Here is a 22,388-nt window from a genome sequence, read left to right on the forward strand (position 1 = left end):
GCGATGAAAAAGCCCGCATCACGGCTTGCGGTACTGCAGTCCTTTGTCCATGCAGGCCTCGCCCGGAGCAAGGTTCCACGCAGCGCCCGTAAGCCAGTTCCAGTTTGCTGGGGGCGCATACTCCAAATTGACGGAAAATGACGCGCCAGCGCCCTGGTTGCGGTAGACGTACATATACGCGTTTGTTCCGGCATTGCACACATACCCGGGACTCGGGGTTCCGGTCCTGCAGGTCCCCGAATCAACCACTCCCTCTGCGGCATCGCACTGGATTCGTTCATCTGGATCGCGCGGCAGCGATGTTCCGAAATCAAACTTAAGAGCGTCATCCCACGAGGGCCATGTACTCAAGCTTAACCCCGATAAAAACGAACCATCGGTAAGCGCTGGAGCCGGATTGGCGCCGTCCAGCAAGCGTGCCAGTGTGTGTGCATGCTTAATCCGCTGGCTGTCCCGCCGAAGCGCTTCTTTTTGTTCATCATCTCCAATGTTCACCAAAAACCTCCAGTTGGAAACCAGTTGGCTAAAAATGGAGATAAGGTCCGGGGGCGCCTGGTCGCTTACCACAATCCGGTAAATGTTGTTGTGGATGGAAGGCAAATCGCCGCGCGTATCATTGAGCGCGCCAACGTAGATGGTGCGCTGGTCCTGGATTGCCTCAAACCCGTCAAGCGGCGCGCTAAGGGGCTTTGGATCGCCGCGATAGCTCTGCCGGCTGTACCACTCGGACGCTGAACTATTTTGCAGATTAGTGAGGGATTGAATGATAATGGTGCTCTCAAGCTCCGGGGCTGAAAGGAATATCTCCTTTAACAGCTGCTCGCCGGCCAGCAGCTGTTCGTTTGACCTGCCGGGATCATTGTACCCGAACTCAATGTACTTGCACGTTTCTCCGGTCTGGCACTGCGCATTTGTCGTGCACGGTTCCCTATTGAGATCAACTGCGCTCGGGTCAAAACAACGCTTCGGAATCTCGGGAAGATCGTCCGTGGGCCCGGCTTCCCCCCTATCCCTGCAGTAGAACGTGGAAAAATTCGTTTTGATGGGCGCCTGCGTGAACGAATCGTCTCCGCTCTTGTCGTGGAACGGCAGGCCGTCTTCTGCCATTTCCGGAGGCCACGGGTTTGCGCACAAGAACACGCGCGCCTCGGTGGAGCCGGAAATGTCCGCGCCCGCAATGTCTGCGCGCACCGTAATTATGGTTGAGCCGTTGACTGCCGGAGAACCGTCGGTTGGTCCCACGTTAAACTCCTGTTGCGAAGGCGTTACTGGAACGCTGAAAGCGGCCGCTTCCGAAAGGATGCTTGTATTGCTTGATGACCACTCAAGCGGTGACGCAATAACTGCTGATTGACCGGCTCTGTTGATCGGAAACGCCTCAAAAACGCGCTGGTGGCCGGCCACGCTGGGTTCTGCATCTCCCTCGCAATTATCGCGGCCCGCGCACGTAAACACCGGCGCAACCGGCTCAATCTCAAAGTGCGAGAGCCGGCACTGGTCGTCCTGCGCGTTGTTGACCGTATCAAAATTGATCACGCAATCCGCGTCCGTAGGAAACCCATCACAGACCGCGTCAGTCGCCAAAATGCCGCCGGTGGTGCTGCGCAAGCCGGATACGCCCCCTTTGAGCACGATCTGGTAATCAGGAGGCGGCGCGTTGTTGCGTACGACGAGCTCACCGGGATTCGGTGGAACCGGAGGATCCGGATACAACCGCAACGTGGTCTGGCTGCCCCGCGTCACTGCGTCCGCAACCCCGGCCACGACCGAACCGTCGCTGGTCCTGCGCACATAGAAGTTCGCTCCCGCAACATTCGCCGCATCCAGATGGGTTCCGGGCGCAAACCCCACGCTTTCGGGCGCCACCTCCCCGCGGAGCACGACCTCCACAACCATGTTGAGGCAGGCATATGCCCCGTCCCCGGGCTGGTATGACCTGACTGACAAGTTATTCGGATTTCCCGAACCCGGAGGTATGGTTCCGAGGACCCTAAATGAAACCGCGTTGCTCTCGGAAACGCCAGCCGCGACTTTTACGGTTCCGGTTCCCACCGGCGCCTGGGCTACGCGGATGCACAGCTCGTTGTTCTCCCAGCCGTCTGCCGGACAGCTTGAACGCACTGCCCGGACAACCACATCAGCGCTTGGAATAGCAGCCGCGCCTACGGTGAACACAACCGAGCCCGGAACCGCGCCAAAACCCTGCCCGCGGATGGCGGCAACGTCATCCGGCCTGCCTTGGGCCGGCGAGAGGCGGCAGATGCCCGGGTGGGTATCGCTGTTCGGGGTGTACACGCCTCCGCCCGGCAATCCGGTTGAGTCAACCGCATCAAATCCGGGCCTTTCCACGCGCACCTGCCCCTGGTTAATTGCATCCGGCGCAACCTCCGCAATAACCTGCGTATCGCTCCACGTAGCTCCGCACCAGCTTACATCCGGGGCAACTGCCCGGGCCGGCTGTCCGCCCGGATCCACGCCAATGTCAACCATGCCGCGGCTATTGCCAAAATAGCACCCGTTGATCGTAACCCAGGTTCCGGCCACCCCGCTTGAAGGGCTGAACCCGGTAATGTCCGGCGTGCACCTGCCCTTATTGGGGTCGGCTCTCAAGCACACTGACCCGGGGCACGCGCTGCCTTGCTGGCAGTCCGCGTCTGTATTACAAGCCGCGTATACGGTTGCAACAGCGCCATCGTTAACCGAAACGCCGCCGTCATCGTAGCGCGCGCACACTAATGCTTTTGCGGAACCGTCCGCGCGCCCGTTCTGCGCCGTCGTTGAAGTTTGGGCGGAAGGAGACGCCGCAACCGAGAGGATAGGATCTCCGCCGGGAAGTTCCGCAGCGCCGCAAGCGGAGTTGCACTCAACTGCGATATCTCCGACCTGGTACTCGCACGCCCTCCAGGTAAAATTATCCGGAGGAATGATTTCTTGGCCGCTCGGCGCGCACGAATTCCCGATACTGTACGCGCGCGCCGCGAGGTCCGCGCTCTCGTCTTCATACAAACTGATGCGTGATTGGTTCAATTCAATGCGGTTTACGGCGCACGCGCTTGAGCCGGTTTTGAACGACCAGGCGTACGAGTCCGGACCCGGCGTCCCGCCCGTATCGGCGTTGAGATTGGCAATCTGCTTGTTGTCAGCTGAAAGCAGGCCGCCTGAACCCCCGAGCGCGCGGACCAGGTACCATGAATCACGATCAAGCATGGTTCCCGCGGGAAAAGGAGCAATGGTAACGCGCTGTGTTCCATCAAGCGCCGTGATGGTGTTGACTAATGCGGCTGCCGGATCATCCCATGAACATTGCGTTGCGCCCGCGCATTTTTTGAGCTGTACGCGATCGCCGGTGATATCACCAATATCCATGTTCGCCTCAAAGCTGATGACGGCAGTAGTGCATGAATCCGTGCACGCGGAAGGCTGCGTGTTTTGGATGCGGAACTGGTCCGGAACCTGGCACGTGCATGATGACGGCGCGCACTCAAGCCCGGGCGAGCACAGCCCGGGATCCGGAGAGCACGCGTTGGCGATTGCGGAACACGACTGTCCGGCTCCTGCCCGAAGATTGAACTCAAGCTTGTTTGACTGGACCCCTGCAACAGTAACATGAACTTCCCCGTCCGCAGGATTGTTCTGGGCTTGGTTTGGAACATTCGCCGCGATTCTGATTGCGCTCCACGCGCCCCCGTCGTTGATAATACTGGGAACGGCCTGCGTCTTAAGATCGTAGAACGTCAATTGATCCGCAACCGCGCCACCGAGATTTCTGCCGGTAAGCGCAACAGAGTCGCCCCAGTACCCGGCTGTCGGGCTGATTGAATACAAACACGGGCCGTTGAACGTGTGCGTGGTATCAACCGTAAACCGCACCTTGTTGCTCGGAAGCTTGCCAATGCTTCCGCCGTGGTCAACTTCAACCGCAATATCAAAATCAACATCCGGCTGGACGGGAATCGGCTCTTGCGGCGGGCTGATGAAATCTCCCGCAATTGAGGAATCACTCCATGACTGGCCAGCAATGGCAATGCCAGCATGATTCTCCCACGCGGTTTGGACATTGGGAGCTATGGGCCCATTCAGCGTATTCAATGGCGAATCAAGCGAGAGCGCGGTGTACGCGCGGCTTTGCGCTGCTTTGGGATCGCCAAAGTACCTTCCCGCAACAGTCAGGCACTGCTCCCACTGGCCCTGGTTGCGCCGCAAGCCGGATACGTAGCTGATGTACGGCTCTTGCGCGCACGCGGACGCTTCTGCGGCAGTGAATGACCACGCATGGGGCGCCGCATCCGCGACCTCATCCCCGGGTCCAATAAAACTGACTGATGCGTTATACGCGGTCCCGGGAATCAAATCATCTGCCGCGTCATTCGGGTCCAAATTAAAATGGTACTCTTTGCAAAAATCATTCGGATTGCCGCTCCCGGCAAAGTTGTCCTCCGGCACGCTGCGCAATGCAATGCCGGCCGGAGCGAGTTCACCGCCGAGCACCAAACCCGCGTTGCCATTCGCGTCCACCCCGCAGCTGCCGGTGCGCACGTTGTACATGGACGTATTGAATTTCAGAAACGCGGGGGTTGCCGGGCACGCATAGCCATACCCGTTGCTCGGGCGCACGAACGAGACCCCGGGCGCGTCCGCGCCTGTGGTAAAGGTGATTTCAACCGGAGGCGCAAGCTCATTCCCGCACAAATCAGCAATGTTTTGAATGGTAAGGCGGTATTCGGTGTATGGTTCCAGATACGGCAGGCTGTCATACACGGCAACATAACCCTCATTCAGCGAGAATATCAGCCTGTTCCCCTGCAGTGTAGCGTCAAAAACATTTGCCGGAAACAGAAATCCGGAATCAACCGCCGTAAGCATAATATTGGCGGCATCAAGCTCCCCTGCGGCGGTAATGACGCTTAGCACGTCAATGGATTCGGAAAACTCCAGGCTGAAGAGCACGCTGCGCGGAACATTGGTGTCCCCGTTGCCCGGGTATGCGGCAGCCAAAACCGGAGCAACTGAATCCTTGGTCGTGCCCGTGGTGAATGACCAATAGTGGTACTCGCCGTCCCCGTCATCCCGCGTACCCCCGCAATCGCTGCATCCCGAGAGCTCCAATCCGCGCGCATCGCGCAATGTTCTGTCCAAACGAACCTCGTATGTTGTGTTCTGCGTCCAGTCCAGCCGGGCTCCGTCGCCGCCAACGCGCTTAAAAGAGATCACGTTGTTGCGCTTCTCAATTTGAATGGTCCCCTCATCAACAAACGTGCCGCCGCCCGCATCCCGCTTGATGGTGAGCGTGTCTCCGTTCTTGAGCGTTTCAAACGGCTCGGCATTGAGCCAGTGGTTGAACTGCGCCTGGATGCTGGAGCACAACTGCACGTCTTGGCTTTGGTCAGTGCTGTTGTGGGCCGTTTCAAACGAATCAACCACAAACTCCGCAACGCCTCCTCCCGGCGGCAGGACCCCGCCCGTCCCGCCATCGCCATCGCCTCCCCCGCCCGTGGCCCCGCTCAAGCGGCTTATGACGAACGCGGCAATGGCCCAGGACGACAAGATGATCACAAGCCCGATCACGGCATTGCGCAAAATACTTTTAGCGCGGCTAATCTGCTCCTCGTTGCCGGACGCGGTCATCCACAGGTACCCCGCATACATGATGACAATCACCGCAACAATACCTAAAAATCCGAACGCCACATTGATGATGGTTGCCGCAATTGACTTGACGTCCCGGTCGGTCTGCACCCCAACCTCGGTAAATCCCGAGTCAAGCCCGAACCGTTCAGCGCGGGGATCAGCTATTTGCGCGAACGCATCCGGCAACGGCGCAAACAAAAAAGCCGCCGCAAAGAGGCATGCTAAAATGATATGCGCAAAACGCGCCTTGGACTGGAATCCAATAAAAGTAGAGCCTGGTGTGCGCATTCTGGAATTATTTGCTTTTCGTTTTGGTTTTGGATGCAGCAACCTCTTTTCGGGCCTGCTTCAAAAGATCCGAGCCCTTTTTGGCTGCCGCACGCAAGGTTTCCTCAACCATCTCGCGATCAACTCCGGCCTTTTCCAGGCCCTCGGCAACCTTTTTGCGCGCTTTTTTCCCGGCCACCGGAGTGAGGAGCGCCGCCGCAGCCGCGCCCAGGAGCGCGCCGGCTAAAAATTTCCCTGACTTTCCCATGTTTATTTTTATTACCTCATAAATGCAGGAACTATCCGTTCCCCAAAAGCTCGCGGACCATTTGTCCGACCTCATCCCCGCTCGCGCGCCCGCGGACCTGCGGCATGATGCGGCCCATGACTTTTCCCAAGTCCGCCAAGCTTTCCGCGCCGGTTTCGGCAAGCGCGGCTTTTACCACGTCCTTGAGCTCTTGGCCCGTAAGCGGTGCGGGCAAATAAGCGGACAAGAACGCAACTTCCTTTTGGAGGCGCGCCGCTTCCTCGGGGCGGCCCGCTTTCTCGTTCGCTTCTATGGACTCCTTGTGCTGCTTGATTTCACGCTGGAGAATTGCGATGATGTCCTCGTCCGAGGCAGCGCCGCGCTTCTCTATTTCAAAATTCTTGATGCCGGAACGGACCAAACGAAGCACGGAAAGCGTTTCAGCATCGCGCGATTTCAGCGCTTGTTTAAAGTCAGTATCAAGCTGCTCGGAAAGCAGGGGCATAGCCTATGCGTTTATACTCTCTTTTTTTGGGGGCTGCCGCGCTTCTTAGCGCCCCCGGGGCCCCCGCGTGAAAATCGGGAGCGGCCAAACACATCTTCCGAGAGCTCGCCGATCTTGCGCAAGTACTCCTCCTTGGCGCGGACCGCGAGCCTGCGGAGCGCGTCTTTCTTCTGCTGGCTCTCGTTTTTTTCACGCTCAAAATGCGCCCTCCGCTTGGTCCGGAGCAATAAACCGCTTGTTTGGATCCTCCGCGAAAAACGGCGGATCAGGCGCTCGTTGGATTCGTTGTCTCTCCGTTTGATGGTGATAGGCATAGGTACAATGAGGATACCACAATACTTCTTTGGCTGTCAATCGCTCTAGTGGTTCTTGATAAGGCGCTTTTTAATCTCATCAACGATTTTCGCGAGGTCAACAACTTCCTGAATCCCGTTCTCCATGTCGCGGATGATGACCGTTTGGTCCAACAGCTCTTTTTGGCCAAGAATAACCGCATACACGACGCCCAACTTGTCCGCGTGCTCAAGCTGGGCTTTAAGGCCGAGCTTTGCGAAGTTCGCGCGGACCGGGAGTCCTGCGCTCCGCAGCGTCTCAAACAGCACAAAGGCGTGTTTGGTTGCCTCTTCTCCCAGCTGGGCCAGGAGCACCTGCGGCGCTTTTTCGGCGGGAATCGGCGCGCCGGATTTCTTAAGCGCCAAAATCACCCGCTCCAAACCGAATGCCATGCCAACGCCCGGCGTTGCCCTGCCTCCCAAAAGCTCAACCAGGCCGTCGTACCGCCCGCCCCCGCCGATGACCATGTCCCGAGAAGCGCCTTCTTCTTCGCCTTCCCGCTCAACAGACGCCACAATTTCAAACGTAGTCCGGTTGTAGTAATCAAGGCCGCGGACAATGTAGGGATCCAGCTCGTAGGGAACGCCGCTCTCGTCCAGGTGCTCAAGCACCGCCACAAAATGCTTTTTGGAATCCTCATCAAGGTTATCAACCAAGAGCGGCGCTTCCCCGAGGAGTGTGCGGCACCCCTCCTCTTTGCAATCAAGCATGCGCAGGGGATTTTTGGCAAACCGATTCTTGCAATCCTCGCACAAAAGGCTGCGCTTGGGTTTTACGTAGTCCTTAAGGAGCCGCACGTACGCGTCCCGGGATTCGCCCGAACCCAGGCTGTTGATGTGGATGGTGGCAGCAAGCCCCAGGTGCGTGCACACGAGGTGCGAGAGGAAAATAATTTCAGCGTCAGCAACCGGATGCTCGTTGCCGAAGAGCTCTATGGAGAGCTGGTGGTGCTGCCGGTACCTGCCCGACTGCGGGCGCTCGTACCGAAACGCGGGGCCGGTGCTGTACAGCTTTACCGGCTGCGGCCGGTTGAACATGCCGTGCTCAATGTACGCGCGCGCCATGCTGGCTGTAAATTCCGGCCGCAAGGTAACGGACTCCCCGCCCTGGTCGGTAAACGTGAACATTTCTTTTGAAACAATGTCCGTGTGCTCGCCAATGGTCCGCTTAAAAAGCGGCGTTGCCTCCAAGAGCGGCAGCTGGATTTCGCCGTACCCGTAATCCGCAAGCAACGGCAGGGCAGTTGCGCGGACGCGCTGCCAGTAGGGAGCTTCCTCGGGTAAAATATCTTTAAACCCCCGCAGGAGCGTTGGGGTTTTGGGGGACCGCTTTTTTTTCTTGTCTTCTGCCATAACGCCTAAAAACCAAATTCGTAATGTTCCAGCACGCCAAGCCGGTCAAACGGCCAGCCGCGCAGCCACGCGCGCCCCACGATTTCGTCCCGCTTCAAGGGCCCGAACCGGCGCGAATCAAGGCTCGCCATCCGGTTGTCCCCCATCACAAAATACTCGTCCGGCCCAAGCGTTGCGTCCGAGGTGTCGGTCGTGACCGCATCCTCGGAAAGGTACGGCTCGGAAAGTACCGTGCCGAGCGGATTCGCGCCGTTGTAAACGGTGACTGCCTCATCGCGGACCACGATCCGCTCCCCCGGCAGCCCGATAATGCGCTTAATAAAAAATTGGCTCTCGTCAAGCGGGTACTTAAACACCACCACGTCCCCGCGCTGGGGCGCGTTCAGGCGGTACGAGAGCTCGTCTACAATGAGGTACTCGCGGTTGTAGTACGTGGGCTCCATGGAAGCGCCGTTCACGTAAAACGGCTTGATGAGAAAGTACCGCACCGGCACGATAATGGCGAGCGCGATCAGGGTAATTTTAATGAGCTCGCCGACAAACGCCAACACCCCTCCGGACGGCTCGGGGCGATCCTCCCGCATCATCTTGTCCATCTCCGAAAGCTCTTGGTTTTCCGAATCATTCCTGTCCATAACCCCGTGATTATACCAGATCTTTGATAATTTGCAATTGGTGGGCCCGAGAGGAGTTGAACCTCTGACCTTACGGATGTGAACCGTACGCTCTAACCAACTGAGCTACGAGCCCAAGCGATATATCGCATTTACTTAACGACTCCAATCTTGTATAATACTACCATTGCCGAGGCGCAAATTCCAGTACATACTAGCAACATCCATGGACAAACGCAACCACATTGATTTTTTGGGCGCACGCGAGCTGGTGCGAGAATTTTCCTCCCCCGAAAAGCGGAGAAAATTTTTTAGATGGAAAACTGCGGCCCCGACCGCGCTCGCCTTCCTGCTCGTCCTCTCGCTCGCGTACACCACCAGAGCGGTCATCTCAAGCAACGGCCTCGCCCAGCAACTGGGGTCCGCGAGCGTGCTTGAACAGCTTGCGCACCTGGCAACTGCCGGAGACCGGCCGCTTGCGGGCGAAACCGAGGGGCGGATCAACATCCTGCTCCTCGGCATCGGCGGCCTTGAGCACGAGGGCGGACAGCTCACGGACACCATGATTGTCGCGAGCATTGATCCGGACGGGCGCAAGCTCGCGCTCCTCTCCATCCCGCGGGATTTGGTGGCGCCCATACCAGGCGTGGGGTGGCAGAAGATAAACGCGGCGCACGCGTACGGCGCGGCGCGAGAGCCGGATACGCAGGGCGCCGGGGCAAAACTCGCGCGCCAAACCGTAGAACAGGTGATTGGGCTCGGTCTGCATTACTACATAAAACTTGATTTTGAAGGATTCACCAAAACCGTAGATGCGCTCGGCGGAGTGCGCGTCAACGTCCCGGTTGCATTCACGGATTACGAGTACCCCGACGAGAACTACGGCTACGAGCCCGTGGGCTTTGACGCGGGCTGGCAAAACCTGGACGGCGCGCGGGCGCTTAAGTACGTCCGAAGCCGCCACGGAACCGCAGAGCAGGGCACGGACTTTGCGCGCGCGAACCGCCAGCAACAGGTGCTTGAGGCCTTGCTCGCGCGGGCGAGCGCGCTCTCCACGCTCTTAAACCCCAACAAGCTGCTCGCGCTCTCGGACATCGTGGGAACGCACATAGAAACGGACATGGAGCTCTGGCAGCTCGTGCGGCTCTACGAGCTCGGAAAATCCATACGCCCGGAAACCGTAACCCAGGTGGTCTTAAGCAATGAGGAGGGCGGCCTCCTGGTTGCGGACACGAACGTTGAGGGTTCGTACCTCTTGCGGCCTCGGCTGGGCGATGGCGACTTTACGGAAATACAAAACCTGGCCCAGTCCCTCCTGGATCGCGATGCCCCGCTCCCCCCGGACCAGTACCGCCAGAACAGAGAGGTGCGGATTGCCATCCAGAACGGCACGCTCCACGAAGGATTGGCAACGCAAACATCCCAAAAGCTCCGGGCATTATCCTACACCATAACCGAGGTGGCAAACGCGTCCAAGCGGGATTTTGAACGGACGGTCATCTACCGGCTTTCGGACAAAACCACGGAAGAGGACGTCCAATTCATCCGGCAAACCCTTAACGCGAACGTTGCCCCCCTTCTGCCGGAGTTCGCGCAAGAAATTGACGCTGATGTCCTGATTATTGTGGGCGGGGACTCGTCAACCTAATGCCTATGGAACTCCCGCGTGTGGTCATTGTGGGGCGCAGCAATGTTGGCAAGTCAACGCTGTTCAACGCGGTTGCGGGCGCACAGCGCGCGTTGGTGCTGCCCGAGGCCGGCACCACCCGCGACGTGCTTGAAACCCGGGTGCATTGGCGCGGCAGGGCGTTTACGCTCGTTGATACGGGCGGGCTTGACCCAGGCAAGCGCGATACGTACCGCGAGGCAATCATCGCGCATTCCCTGGCCGCCCAAAAGCAGGCTGCTATGATTCTCTTTTTGGTTGACGTAGCCGTGGGGCCCATGGATGAGGAAGCGCGCATCGCCAAATGCCTGCGGACGCTCGGAGTTCCGGTTCTGCTTGCCATCAACAAGTGCGACAACGCCCAGCGCCGCAGGCACGCGGCAGCGTTCGCCCGATTCAATCTTCCCAGCTTCCAAATTTCAGCTTCAAACGGATCCGGCATCGGGGACTTGCTTGATGCAGTCGTTGAAAAACTTCCGGAATCACCGGAATCAGGTGATGCGGCCGCACCGAGCGATGTAACGCTCGCGCTCATTGGCAAGCCCAATGTGGGCAAGTCAAGCCTCCTCAACAGCATTGCAGGCTTTGAGCGCATGATTGTTTCCGAAATCCCGCACACCACGCGCGATTCGCAGGATGTGGCAATTGCGTACGGCGGCAAAACCTACACAGTCATTGACACTGCGGGCATCCGCCGCAAAACAGGCGAAGGCGATGCGGTTGAGCGCCTCTCCATCAACAAATCCATGTCAGCCATCCAGCGCTCGGACGTGGCCGCTTTGGTGGTTGATATTTCGGAAAAATTGACGTCCCAGGACCACCGGTTGGCGCGCGAGATTGAGGACGCCCACTGCGGCCTCTTCATTGTGGCGAACAAGTGGGACCAAATTCCGGAAAAAGACAGCGCCACCATAGCGCGCTACACCGAGTACCTCGCAAGCGAGCTGCCTAACCTCTCGTGGGTGCCGATTATCTTTACTTCTGCGGTTGACGGCAAGCGCACCAAAGAAATGCTCTCCCTTGCGGCCGACATCAAGGAAAATCTTGACCGGAGCATCACGGACAATGCCTTGTCAAAATTTTTGAAGATGATTGTTGCCAAACGCAAGCCGACCATAGGAAAAGGGACCAGGCGCCCGCGCCTGCTTTCGCTGAAGCAGGTTTCCCACAATCCCCCGTCGTTTGTATTGGAGATTCCGACCAAGACTGACCTGGCGCAGTCGTACCAAAAGTATTTGACGAACAGCTTGCGCGAAAAATTTGACTTTGAAGGCGTTCCCATTAAACTGACAGTGCAAACTGTCATCCCGACCGAGCCGAAGGCGAGTGGAGGGATCTCGCCGAAATTACGCAGGGATGAGCGCCCGCGCAAAAAGCGCATGACCCACAGGCCCCACCACTACTAAATGTCATTGCGAGGAGGCGTACTCGCCGACGAAGCAATCTTATCGTCGCAATTATGAAACTCATCATCGGCCTGGGCAACCCAGGAAAACAGTACGAAAAAACCCGCCACAATTCGGGATGTATGGCTGTTGATGTTTTAGCGGGCAAAAATAAGTGGAAGATGGCTGATAAATTCAGCGCGGAAATCGCTGAAGTGAAAATCGGCAAAGCCAAAATCCTGCTCGCCAAGCCCCAAACATTCATGAACAACTCCGGCCAGGCAGCCGGCAAGCTTGCGCGGTTCTACAAAATAAAAAAAGAAGACATCCTCGTCATCTATGACGATATTGACCTCGTGGCCGGCGTACTTCGCCTAAGGCCGAGCGGTTCAAGCGGCGGGCACCAAGGCATGCAGTCAGTGCTCTCGTCACTGAAAACTGACAGTATAGCGCGCCTCAAAATCGGCATCGCGGAAAAATTCGGGGGCAAGCAAAAAGTCTCATCCGAAAACTACGTGCTCAAGCCACCAAGCAAAACTGCAGAAGCAGTCATCAAAAAATCTCTTGCGCTCGTGCCGGAGATGGTTGAGAGTTGGATTGGCGGCGCCATGAACACCACGGTCAGCCTATAAAAAAATTCTTCCCACGAGCCTGCTTGTAGCGAAGGGTTCGGACCAAAAGGACCGAATCCTTACTTGAATGTCCGCGGCAGGTTAGGAGGGGTTCCCGCCGCAAACGGACTACAAGCAGACTAGTGGGAAGAACGGATGAGAACCTTAACATGCCGCACTTCCCTTGTCAAGGCTCTGCAAATGCGCTACCATACACTTGTGAATCGCACAGGGCTGCGCGTAAACGGTAATCCACATTCAAGCCCTCTCATCTATGGAGCAGGACGCAGAGCCCCGGCTAGCGCCGGGGGATGTTAGCGGTATTGCGGAAAAACTCAAAAGCAAGCTACTCGTGGTCATAAAAACGCCCACGAACCCGGTTTCACAGAGCTTTGTGCTTGCGCACATCATCAAAGAGAGCGATGTTCCCGAGTCGCCGGTGTTGGTCGTGGCGCGCGATTCGTTCGCCCAGCTGAACCTGGTGCAGAATCTCCGGCTGTGGCTTGCGCGGTACAAAACAAAGGTGGCCATACACACGGACACACTGTCTGCGGCCCTGTCTGACGTGCTCGCAAACCGGGCATGCCTCCTGGTGCTCACCACGGAGCACCTCAATACCCTGCTCCCCTCTGCTTCCGATTTTAAGAAGCGCTGCATCACGCTCTCGGCCGGGCAGACCTTGAAGCGCGAAGCGCTGCTCAAACAGCTCATTGAAGCGGGCTACACCAAGGAGCGCGCCGCAGCAAGCCACGGCCTTGTTGCTTCGCGCGGGAGCATTGTTGACATATACCCTCCGGACCAGAACCAGCCTGTGCGCATTGATTTTGACGACGAAACCATAGAATCCATTACCGCGGGTACACCGGTGAAATCAATCCGCATTATCCCCTATTCGCTCTCCCACCGGGAGGCGCGCGCAACCTTATTTGACTATAATCCCGGCCTCAAGCAAATCCTGTTTGACGCATTCCCCGCCAATCCGGACGCAACGTTTTCCTTCGCCAACCGCGACATACAGGAACTGTCAGCCGAAATTCTCCCCGCGGAAGAAGCCAAAAAACCAAAGCCTGCGTTCCTGAAAAAACTGCAGGTGGATGATTTTGTGGTGCACCTGGACCACGGCATTGCCAAGTTTTCCGGCATGGTCCAGCACAACATGGATGGCATCATGCGCGAGTACTTCAAGCTCTCGTATGCCGAGGGCGACACCCTGTTTCTGCCGGTGACTGCCGCGGAAAAAATGGAAAAGTACATCGGCGACCAGAACCCCGGCCTCACGAGGCTCTCGGGCTCCGGGTGGAGCAAAGTCCTGCAGAAAGCGAGCCTGGAGACCTTGGCGCACGCGCGCGAGCTTTTGAACACGCAGGCCAAGCGCCAGCTCTCGGCCGCGCCGAGCATTCCCAACGCCGTCAAAGTGCAAAAGGAACTTGCCGAGAGCTTCCCGTACAAAGAAACCGAAGACCAAAAAGCAGTCATCAAAGCCATCTACCAGGACCTCTCCCAGGAAACTCCCATGGACCGCCTTGTCTGCGGGGACGTGGGATTCGGCAAAACCGAGGTGGCGATCCGGGCCGCGGCAAAGGCCGCGCTGTCCGGTTTCCAGGTTGCCGTGCTCTCGCCGACCACCATTTTGACGCAGCAGCACGTGGATACGTTCACCGAACGGCTCAAAGGCTTTCCCATAACCCTGGCCGGGCTCTCGCGGTTTGAGACGGCGCGGGAACAGGCCCGGACCCTTGAGGGAATTGCCAAGGGAATTATTGACATTGTGATCGGCACGCACCGCATGCTCTCCAGCGACGTGGTGTTCCATAATCTCGGGCTCATCATCATTGATGAAGAACAGCGGTTCGGCGTTTCGCACAAGGAACAGCTGAAGAAGCTCCGCAGCCAGGCGCACGTGCTGACCCTGACCGCGACCCCCATTCCCCGCACCCTGCACCTGGGGCTCTCGGGCATACGCGCGGTCTCGGTCATCACCACTCCTCCGGAAGGCAGAAAGCCCATTGAAACTATTATTGAACCGCACAACCAAAAGCACGTGCAAGCCGCCATAGAGGCTGAACTTAAACGCAAGGGACAGGTGTACTACCTCTACAACAACGTGGAAACCATGCAAGTCAAGCTGCAGGAGCTCCAATCACTCATGCCCAAAGTCAAATTCGGCATGCTGCACGGACAGCTGCCCGAGGAAGCCATTGCCAAAGTCATGCACCAATTTGACGCGCGTGAGATTGACGTGCTCGTGTGCTCCACGATCATTGAGAACGGGCTTGACCTGCCGAACGTAAACACTCTGATTGTTGATAATGCAGTGCTGTTCGGGCTCTCCCAGCTGCACCAAATCCGCGGCAGGATCGGACGCGGCAACCGCCAGGCATACGCATACTTTTTCTTTAAGCGGCAAAAATTGACGGGCGAGGCGGAAAAGAGGCTGCAAGCCCTGGAAGAGGCGCGCGCTTTAGGCAGTGGATTTGACCTGGCCCAGCGGGACATGGAAATCCGCGGAGTCGGGAATGTGCTCGGAAAAGCCCAGCACGGGCACGTCAAATCAATAGGGCTTGGGCTTTACGTGCGCTTGCTTGCGAGCGCAGTGGAAGAAATCAAATCCGGCAAGCCCCAGGAAACGCTCTCCGACATCTCGGTTGATCTGCCTGTTGAAGCGCGCATCCCGCAGTTCTTTGAGCCAAACCGCGAAAAGCGCATTGAGCTCTACCACGAGTGGGCGCTGATTGATTCCCTTGATGAATTGGCAAAAACGCGCGATGAACTGCAAAAGCAAGGCGCCCTGCCCCAGGCGCTCTCTGATTTGTTTTATATTTTGAAATTAAAGCTCCTCGGCCGGGCTGCAGGCATCCGCGCCATTGATACGGCAGTTGCCAACCCCTCCTCATCCGAACAGATTTTTATACTCAAAACCGAAAAACCCATTCAACCAAAGCGCTTCGCGGCTATGCTGGGCGCGTCTCCGCACTGGCTGTACAGCGAGGAAGAGCTGCGCGCCAAAAAGGCTGATCTGGGAAGCGACTGGAAGGAAAAGCTGGAAAAGAGCATTGCCAGCTTGACAGAAAACTAGAATACTAGTACCCTATTAATAGGGAGGATTTTTTGCAGTTCATTTCACAATCTCCGGAAAGGAGGTAGCAAAGGAGAGTTGCAACGCACCACGCGGGTACCCCTTCACCTACGGAGGACAAGATGCGGTTCCGTATCCGCAGCCCCGTCGTTCGCGTCGCCATGTTCGCGGCTCTGGCACTCGTGGTCACCGCGAGCTTCATGGCAACGCCGACCGACGCCCTGGCTCCGGCCACAACGGGCACGGACCAGATCATCACCACGGCGCCGATGACGCACGACCCGCCGGGCAGCGAGCTGGTGACCCTGGCAACGACGGCCAACCTCGCCGCTATCGAGATGGCTGTCGTCAAGACGCACTCCGAAGGCACCATCGCCGGCGCCGAAGCCACGGGCGCCATCATCGTCCGGCAGACGACGTCCACGGCCAGCCGGACCGAGACCGCCTACGGTGACAACACCATGACCGCCTGGAGGTCGGTCGTCGCTCGCGCCGAGAATGTCGACGCCGTCGACAACTACCCCAACCCCTTCAACTGACAACGTCGGGGCTGGGGTAGCGCAGTAGCGTCCGAGACAAGTAGTACACTGATCTCGGCGCACGATGCACCACGATCGGGCCACGGGTATCCGCAAGGAACCTGTGGCCCTCTTTTTTTTGCAAAAAGAAAAGGGGCGTCCACAGCATCGCAGACGCCCCTCGTGATATACTACAGGTGAGTTCAGAACTTGAACTCACGGACCCCGGCCCAGAACGGCAGCAGGTGCAGCTGCCCATCCGGCTGTTCGCTCCCCTTGGCAGGGCGCGGAAGCGCGGGCGCCTCATCAGAGTGCTTGCGGCCAGACTGCCGGCCCTGCCAGTGGTAGAGCAGGGCCGGGATTCTGCCTGCTTCAAGCACTAAGGCAGCTCCCCGAATCTCGCCGAAGGCTCGTCTCCGCACGAACGTTCTGAACACCACCATGTTCGTGATGGCGAAGTTCCTGCGAAGTTCGTAATCGTCCCGGACAGCCTGGCAGACGCGGTCAATCCAGCGAGTCCTGGCTGGATTGTTCCTCTTCGCTACCTCAAGCATATGGCCTCCCCAGACGGGTGGATGAACGGTTTTTGCTGGTAACACTATATTATACCACAAACACAAAAAATGTCAAGTTTAACCAAAAACGACCTTAAATACTGGGTAGGATTCACCTACCTGCAGAACATTGGTCCAGCGCGGTTTTCCAAACTGCGGAAAGCATTCCCCTCTCTGGAGCAGGCCTGGAACGCCCCCTTGTCAAAACTTGAAGAGGTCGGATTTACGGAAAACGCGCTCTCTGAATTCATCCGCGTGCGCAGGGAAATCAATCTTGATGCAGAGCTTGAGAAGCTCGCACGAGAAAACATTTCAGTGATAACGGTTGATGATGAGGAATACCCCAAACTGCTCAAGGAAATTTACTATCCCCCGTTTTTGCTCTACTGCCGCGGGGTACTCCCGGCTCCGGAAGAATTTTTGATTGCCGTGGTAGGCTCCCGGAAATATTCAATCTACGGCAAGCAAATGGCCCAGCGCCTGGTAAGCGGGCTCGCCCAAAACAAACTGACCATTGTGAGCGGCCTGGCTTTGGGGATTGACGGAATCGCGCACGAAACCGCGCTTGAATCAAACACTAAAACCATCGGCGTGCTCGGATGCGGCATTGAACGGTCCAACATCTATCCTGCCTCCAACCGCATGCTCGGGGAGCGCATTATTGAACGCGGCGGGTGCATCATCTCCGAATTCCCTCCGGGAACCCCGCCCTACAAAAGCAACTTTCCGCGCCGCAACCGCATCATCGCAGGGCTCTCTTTGGGCGTGCTGGTGGTTGAAGCGGCGGAGAAGTCAGGCGCCCTCATCACAGCCCAGCACGCAGTGGAACAGAATAGGGACGTGTTTGCGGTTCCGGGCAACGCAACCAGCGAAAGTTCGGTCGGAACCAATAATTTGATTAAGCAGGGAGCGCGGCCCGTAACCGATGCAAGTGAGATTCTGGAGAGCCTGAATCTCAAGCAAGCAACCAACTACCTGGAAGCCCAAAAAATCATTCCCGAAAATCCGGAGGAAGAAGCAGTGCTTGCGCACCTTGGGCACGAACCAATCCATGTTGATGAATTGGCGCGCTTGACGAATTTGCCCATTCGGGCTATAAATGCAACATTGGCCATAATGGAAATGAAGGGTAAAATCAAAAACCTCGGCGCCATGAAGTATGCATTAGCCCGATAACTATGCACGCATCATCAGAACAAAAATTCGCCATTCTCTTCGCCCTGTTTGTGGGCGCGCTCATATCCGCAAACCTCTTGGGCGTAAAGATCATCACCATCCTCGGCGTCTCAACGTCTGTGGGCATCTTCGCCTATCCCCTGACGTTCCTGATTAATGACACCATCACCGAGGTCTACGGCAAGGAGCGAAGCCGACACATGGTGAACGCCGCCATTGCGGCCCAGGCCATGGTCTTTGTCGTCCTTGCGCTTGCCCTCGTCCTGCCCCCGGCCGGACGGTTCAGCAACAACGAAGCGTACACAGCCATCTTCAGCAACTCCCTGCGCATCATTGCCGCGTCCCTCGCCGCGTTCTTCTTGAGCCAGCGGACCGACATTTTTTCCTTCGCCTGGATCAAAGGCAAAACGCACAACAGATTCCTGTGGCTGCGGACGAACCTCTCCACCTTTTTGAGCCAGTTCGTGGACACCACGCTCTTCATGTTCATCGCCTTCTACCAGGTAACGCCCAAGTTTGACGTTGCGTTCCTGTTCTCGCTCATCATCCCCTACTGGCTCCTAAAAATAGCGTACTCGCTCCTCTCTACGCCAGTCGTGTACGCGCTCGTCGCATGGTTGCGCTCTGCTCGTCATCCTGAGCGGAACTCATCACGCGAAGCGTGATGAGTGAAGTCGAAGGATCTTGTGACAACCACGCTATGGCTTCTTTTAAACAGTATTATAGCGCAGTAAGGTACCTGGAGCGCCTGGCAGCCTCCAAGCATGACCAGGCGTACATGCACAACCGCAACGACCATCCGGAGCAATATGTAGAGCGCACCCGCGAACTCGTAAAACGCCTTGGCAACCCATGCCAAGGCGTTCGGGTTATTCATGTTGCCGGCACCGCGGGCAAAGGAACAACTACGGCATATCTCCATAACATCCTCTACAAGGCAAGCCATAGGGTCGGCTCATTCACCTCGCCGTACGCCACCACGTCCATTGAAAAAATCAAGGTGAATGATTTGCTGATTGGCCCGAACGTATTTGCGGCGCTGGTTGGGCGAATCAAGCCGGTGGTTGAACGCATGGCGAAAGAGTATGAGTACGGCCGCCCCAGCTACTTTGAAATTTTTTTCGCAGCGAGCCTACTGTATTTCCAAAAGATGCGGTGCGACTGGATCGTATTGGAGGTCGGCTGCGGCGGGAAATATGACGCGGGCATGATATTCCCCAAAGCAATCGCGGCCATCACCAACATCGGGCTAGACCACACCCAGCTCCTGGGAAAAACCATCCCAAAAATCGCCAAAGAAAAAGCAGGCATCATCCGCAAAAATTCGCATGTGTTCACCACGGAAAAGCGTCCCAGCATTTTGAAGCTTTTCAAAAAAATCTGCCGAGAAAGAAACACGAAGCTCCATATCATAAAGCCAGGGCCGCAGGTGCTCCCGATTCACCCAGGGAACGCACAGCCGAGTTACGGCTCGGCTGGTGCGGGGTGCTCTGCTGAATCGGGAGCACCTGCGGCCCTGGCATCAGCCACCAACATATCATTAGCAGCTGCAATCGCCCGGCATCTCAAAATCCGCAATGACATCATCAATCAAGCAATCAGCAACACATCCCTGCCCTGCAGGTTTGAAATAGTGCAAACAAAGCCGCTCGTGATCCTGGACGGCGCGCACAATCCAATGAAGATTAAAAACGTTGTCCACAACATCAAACATTTGACATATGCTACACTGTATACTATGTTTGGCTGCAGTTCCGCAAAAGACGCGCAACGGATGGTGCGGCAACTTGCGAAAGTGGCGAATGAGTTCATATTCACTAAACCGCATGGCAGCGGGCACACGTTCTATGAGCCAAAAAAACTCGCAGCCATGGCGAAACTGCCGAAGCGCGTACAGAAAAACCCGAAGCGCGCCCTCTCATCAATCCTTATCAAGCTTAAGCCCCAGGATGCGCTCCTTGTCACCGGCTCGTTCTACTTGGCCGGAGCTATCCGCACACACTGGATCAGCGAGCGAACCGTACTAACCAAGCGAAACCATGCCTGACCTCGTTATCGTAGAATCCCCCACCAAAGCCAAAACCATTTCCAAATTCCTGGACAAGGGCTTTATAGTGCAATCATCCTACGGCCACATCCGCGACTTGCCCAAAAAGGACATGGGCATTGACGTCAACAACAACTTTGAGCCCACGTACGTGGTGGAAGACGCGGAAAAAAAGAAAGTGGTTGAAGCGCTCAAAAAAGCCGCAAAAAAATCCAAATACATCTACTTCGCAACGGACGAGGATCGCGAAGGCGAAGCCATTGCCTGGCACCTCGCGGAGCTTTTGAAGCCCGAGCCGGAGAGAATCAAGCGCATCACGTTCCACGAGATCACCAAGGCCGCGATTGAAGAATCCTTCAAGCACCCGCGCGCCATTGACCTGCACCGCGTGGACGCCCAGCAGGCGCGCAGGATCCTGGACCGTTTGGTGGGATACGAGCTCTCCCCGTTCCTCTGGAAAAAGGTGGCCCGAGGGCTTTCCGCTGGCCGCGTGCAGTCCGTGGCTGTGCGATTGATTGTGGAGCGGGAAACCGAAATCCTGCAGTTTGAGGCGCAGGAGTACTGGACCATTGATGCAATCTTTAACAAGAGCGGCGTGGACGGCGCAGCCGGCCTCGACGCTTCCGCCTTGGACCCCAAGCAACTGCCCCAAGGGTTTTTCAGCGCAAAGCTCGCGGCCATTAACGGCCAGGCGCTTGATAAGTTTGAAATCAAGGACACCACCCACGCCCATGAACTTGAGAGCGACCTCAAAAACGCGGCGTACGCCATAACGCGTGTGGAAAAAAAGGAAACCAAAAAGAATCCGGCTCCGCCGTTTACCACCTCAACACTCCAGCAGGAAGCGAACCGCAAGCTCAACTTTTCCGCAAAGCAAACCATGCGCGTAGCGCAGATGCTCTACGAAGAGGGGCACATCACGTACATGCGCACGGATTCCGTAAACTTGTCCGAAAAATTCCTGGGAGACGCGCACGAGTATCTGGCCAAAACATTCGGCAAAGAGTATGCCCTGGCAAAAGCCCGCGTCTTTAAGACCAAGGCAAAGGCAGCGCAGGAAGCGCACGAAGCAATCAGGCCCACAGAGGCGGCCGATGACCCGAGCGCGCTCGCGAATGCTCTGGACGGCCAGCAGCGCAAGCTCTATGACCTCATCTGGCGGCGGGCCCTTGCCTCGCAGATGCCCGAAGCGATTTTAGACGCGACGTCCGTGGACGTTGGCGCCAAAACAGATGCGCAGTATACGTTCCGCGCAACAGGGCAGGTCATCACGTTTGACGGATTTCTTAAAATATATCCAGAATCCCAGAGGGAAGACATGCTGCCCGAGCTTGCGGAAAAGGAAAAAATCAACTGCGCGTCCCTGGCCCCGAACCAGCACTTCACCGAACCTCCGGCGCGGTACAGCGATGCGTCTATTGTGAAGGCGCTTGAAGAGTACGGCATTGGCAGGCCATCAACCTACGCCCCGACCATTTCAACCATCATTGACCGCGGGTATGTGGAGCGCATTGAAAACCGCAGGCTGAAGCCGACTGACATCGCCTTCCTGGTGAACGACATCCTGGTTGAGCACTTCCCAAATATCACGGATTACCAGTTCACGGCTCGCATGGAGGATGAGCTTGATGAAATCGCGGAGGGCACGCTTGACTGGGAAAAAGCAATCAGGGAATTTTATGAGCCTTTTAAAAAGAACCTTATGGAAAAAACCGAAACCCTGTCCAAGAAAGACCTCACCGAGGAGAAGACGGATGAGAAGTGCGAAAAGTGCGGCAAGCCCATGATCATTAAAACCGGGCGCTTCGGCCGCTTCCTCGCGTGCACCGGGTACCCGGACTGTAAGAATACCAAGCCCATAAACGGCAATGGCGAGCCCGAAGCCCCGGAAACCACGGATGAGAAATGCGAGAAGTGCGGCGCCCCCATGCAGGTCAAGCACGGCAAGTTCGGCACATTCCTTGGGTGCACCAAATACCCGGACTGCAAGGGAATCAAAAACATAGAAAAAGGCACGGGCGTTGCCTGCCCCGCGTGCGGCAAAGGCGAAATCGTGGAAAAGCGCTCAAAGGCCGGCAGGACGTTTTACGCCTGCAACCAGTACCCAAACTGCAAGACCGCGTTCTTCGCAAAACCAATTAACGAGAAGTGCCCGGACTGCAAAAGCCAGCTCGTGTTCGGCCCCAAGGGAACCTACAAGTGTTCCAGTAAGGAATGCAAGTTCACGAAACCGGCTGAATAGCTGATCCCCCTCCTTGATTTGCGGAATAGGTGGTTCCCCCCTCCTTGATTTAAGGAAGGCTTGACTAAACATTCCCCCTCCTTGATCAAGGAGGGGGTTAGGGGGTGGTATATAAAATTGACAACCCGCAACCCAACCGGCTATTATTACACTGTATGAAAACAATT

At 56.8% G+C, this 22,388-nt stretch carries 16 protein-coding genes and 1 tRNA gene; 9 read left to right on the plus strand and 8 right to left on the minus strand.

What is annotated here, in order from left to right; translation table 11 throughout:
* Nucleotides 1–18 precede the first annotated feature (18 nt).
* The 7 genes from HYT31_01740 to HYT31_01770 all read right to left on the minus strand — a co-directional run bounded on the left by HYT31_01740 (nucleotide 19) and on the right by HYT31_01770 (nucleotide 9,082).
* Entirely contained in the window at nucleotides 19–5,916 is a 5,898-nt protein-coding gene (locus tag HYT31_01740) for an Ig-like domain-containing protein (GenBank protein ID MBI2050507.1), read from the minus strand.
* A 7-nt stretch (nucleotides 5,917–5,923) separates the two neighbouring features.
* A complete protein-coding gene (locus HYT31_01745; GenBank protein MBI2050508.1) occupies nucleotides 5,924–6,163 on the minus strand; it encodes a YtxH domain-containing protein in 240 nt (79 codons plus the stop codon).
* A 31-nt stretch (nucleotides 6,164–6,194) separates the two neighbouring features.
* Entirely contained in the window at nucleotides 6,195–6,647 is a 453-nt protein-coding gene (locus HYT31_01750; GenBank protein ID MBI2050509.1) for a GatB/YqeY domain-containing protein, read from the minus strand.
* Nucleotides 6,648–6,658: 11 nt separating this feature from the next.
* Complete coding sequence (locus HYT31_01755; GenBank protein ID MBI2050510.1) at nucleotides 6,659–6,961, minus strand: hypothetical protein; 303 nt, start codon at nucleotides 6,959–6,961, stop codon at nucleotides 6,659–6,661.
* 45 nt (nucleotides 6,962–7,006) lie between these two features.
* A complete protein-coding gene (locus HYT31_01760) occupies nucleotides 7,007–8,332 on the minus strand; it encodes a histidine--tRNA ligase (protein ID MBI2050511.1) in 1,326 nt (441 codons plus the stop codon).
* 5 nt (nucleotides 8,333–8,337) lie between these two features.
* A complete protein-coding gene (gene lepB, locus HYT31_01765) occupies nucleotides 8,338–8,967 on the minus strand; it encodes a signal peptidase I (protein ID MBI2050512.1) in 630 nt (209 codons plus the stop codon).
* Between the two features lie 38 nt (nucleotides 8,968–9,005).
* A tRNA-Val gene (locus HYT31_01770) sits at nucleotides 9,006–9,082 on the minus strand.
* 90 nt (nucleotides 9,083–9,172) lie between these two features.
* On the opposite strand from HYT31_01770, the gene HYT31_01775 reads away from it, so the two are divergent.
* From HYT31_01775 to HYT31_01795, 5 genes are all read left to right on the plus strand, one after another.
* Nucleotides 9,173–10,594, plus strand: a complete 1,422-nt coding sequence (locus tag HYT31_01775) for an LCP family protein (GenBank protein ID MBI2050513.1) — start codon at nucleotides 9,173–9,175, stop codon at nucleotides 10,592–10,594.
* Nucleotides 10,595–10,599: 5 nt separating this feature from the next.
* A complete protein-coding gene (gene der / locus HYT31_01780; GenBank protein ID MBI2050514.1) occupies nucleotides 10,600–12,018 on the plus strand; it encodes a ribosome biogenesis GTPase Der in 1,419 nt (472 codons plus the stop codon).
* 53 nt (nucleotides 12,019–12,071) lie between these two features.
* Nucleotides 12,072–12,629 (plus strand): aminoacyl-tRNA hydrolase, encoded by a 558-nt coding sequence (locus tag HYT31_01785; GenBank protein MBI2050515.1) that lies wholly within the window; start codon nucleotides 12,072–12,074, stop codon nucleotides 12,627–12,629.
* Nucleotides 12,630–12,882: 253 nt separating this feature from the next.
* The gene (locus tag HYT31_01790; protein MBI2050516.1) at nucleotides 12,883–15,684 is read left to right on the plus strand and encodes a DEAD/DEAH box helicase; all 2,802 of its coding nucleotides are present in this window, start codon (nucleotides 12,883–12,885) and stop codon (nucleotides 15,682–15,684) included.
* A 122-nt stretch (nucleotides 15,685–15,806) separates the two neighbouring features.
* Entirely contained in the window at nucleotides 15,807–16,223 is a 417-nt protein-coding gene (locus tag HYT31_01795; protein ID MBI2050517.1) for a hypothetical protein, read from the plus strand.
* Between the two features lie 182 nt (nucleotides 16,224–16,405).
* Here the strand turns inward: HYT31_01795 and HYT31_01800 are convergent, their stop codons facing one another.
* Nucleotides 16,406–16,756 (minus strand): hypothetical protein, encoded by a 351-nt coding sequence (locus HYT31_01800; protein MBI2050518.1) that lies wholly within the window; start codon nucleotides 16,754–16,756, stop codon nucleotides 16,406–16,408.
* Nucleotides 16,757–16,825: 69 nt separating this feature from the next.
* Here HYT31_01800 and dprA point away from each other — a divergent pair, with 69 nt between their 5' ends.
* From dprA to topA, 4 genes are read left to right on the plus strand one after another with little or no spacing between them, the layout of a single operon-like run.
* Nucleotides 16,826–17,932: a DNA-protecting protein DprA gene (dprA, locus tag HYT31_01805; GenBank protein MBI2050519.1), complete on the plus strand. Its 1,107-nt coding sequence runs from the start codon at nucleotides 16,826–16,828 to the stop codon at nucleotides 17,930–17,932.
* A gap of 2 nt (nucleotides 17,933–17,934) precedes the next feature.
* A complete protein-coding gene (locus HYT31_01810) occupies nucleotides 17,935–18,597 on the plus strand; it encodes a queuosine precursor transporter (protein MBI2050520.1) in 663 nt (220 codons plus the stop codon).
* Nucleotides 18,598–18,632: 35 nt separating this feature from the next.
* Nucleotides 18,633–19,979 carry a hypothetical protein gene (locus HYT31_01815; protein MBI2050521.1) on the plus strand — a complete coding sequence of 449 codons (1,347 nt, stop codon included), beginning with the start codon at nucleotides 18,633–18,635 and terminating at the stop codon, nucleotides 19,977–19,979.
* Entirely contained in the window at nucleotides 19,972–22,221 is a 2,250-nt protein-coding gene (topA, locus tag HYT31_01820) for a type I DNA topoisomerase (GenBank protein MBI2050522.1), read from the plus strand. The genes HYT31_01815 and topA overlap by 8 nt, the downstream gene beginning before the upstream one ends.
* Nucleotides 22,222–22,388: the final 167 nt, after the last annotated feature.

Source organism: Parcubacteria group bacterium (assembly GCA_016181765.1).
Classification (GTDB): domain Bacteria; phylum Patescibacteriota; class Patescibacteriia; order UBA2169; family UBA2169; genus CG10-46-32.

Excerpts from the sequence above, each read along its gene's own strand:
- HYT31_01790 (MBI2050516.1), top strand. The coding sequence starts at position 12,883 with ATGGAGCAGGACGCAGAGCCCCGGCTAGCGCCGGGGGATGTTAGCGGT.
- HYT31_01755 (MBI2050510.1), bottom strand. The coding sequence starts at position 6,961 with ATGCCTATCACCATCAAACGGAGAGACAACGAATCCAACGAGCGCCTG.
- HYT31_01800 (MBI2050518.1), bottom strand. The coding sequence starts at position 16,756 with ATGCTTGAGGTAGCGAAGAGGAACAATCCAGCCAGGACTCGCTGGATT.
- HYT31_01740 (MBI2050507.1), bottom strand. The coding sequence starts at position 5,916 with ATGCGCACACCAGGCTCTACTTTTATTGGATTCCAGTCCAAGGCGCGT.
- HYT31_01760 (MBI2050511.1), bottom strand. The coding sequence starts at position 8,332 with ATGGCAGAAGACAAGAAAAAAAAGCGGTCCCCCAAAACCCCAACGCTC.
- HYT31_01795 (MBI2050517.1), top strand. The coding sequence starts at position 15,807 with ATGCGGTTCCGTATCCGCAGCCCCGTCGTTCGCGTCGCCATGTTCGCG.
- HYT31_01815 (MBI2050521.1), top strand. The coding sequence starts at position 18,633 with ATGGCTTCTTTTAAACAGTATTATAGCGCAGTAAGGTACCTGGAGCGC.
- HYT31_01750 (MBI2050509.1), bottom strand. The coding sequence starts at position 6,647 with ATGCCCCTGCTTTCCGAGCAGCTTGATACTGACTTTAAACAAGCGCTG.
- der (MBI2050514.1), top strand. The coding sequence starts at position 10,600 with ATGGAACTCCCGCGTGTGGTCATTGTGGGGCGCAGCAATGTTGGCAAG.
- lepB (MBI2050512.1), bottom strand. The coding sequence starts at position 8,967 with ATGGACAGGAATGATTCGGAAAACCAAGAGCTTTCGGAGATGGACAAG.
- HYT31_01785 (MBI2050515.1), top strand. The coding sequence starts at position 12,072 with ATGAAACTCATCATCGGCCTGGGCAACCCAGGAAAACAGTACGAAAAA.
- HYT31_01775 (MBI2050513.1), top strand. The coding sequence starts at position 9,173 with ATGGACAAACGCAACCACATTGATTTTTTGGGCGCACGCGAGCTGGTG.
- HYT31_01745 (MBI2050508.1), bottom strand. The coding sequence starts at position 6,163 with ATGGGAAAGTCAGGGAAATTTTTAGCCGGCGCGCTCCTGGGCGCGGCT.
- HYT31_01810 (MBI2050520.1), top strand. The coding sequence starts at position 17,935 with ATGCACGCATCATCAGAACAAAAATTCGCCATTCTCTTCGCCCTGTTT.
- topA (MBI2050522.1), top strand. The coding sequence starts at position 19,972 with ATGCCTGACCTCGTTATCGTAGAATCCCCCACCAAAGCCAAAACCATT.
- dprA (MBI2050519.1), top strand. The coding sequence starts at position 16,826 with ATGTCAAGTTTAACCAAAAACGACCTTAAATACTGGGTAGGATTCACC.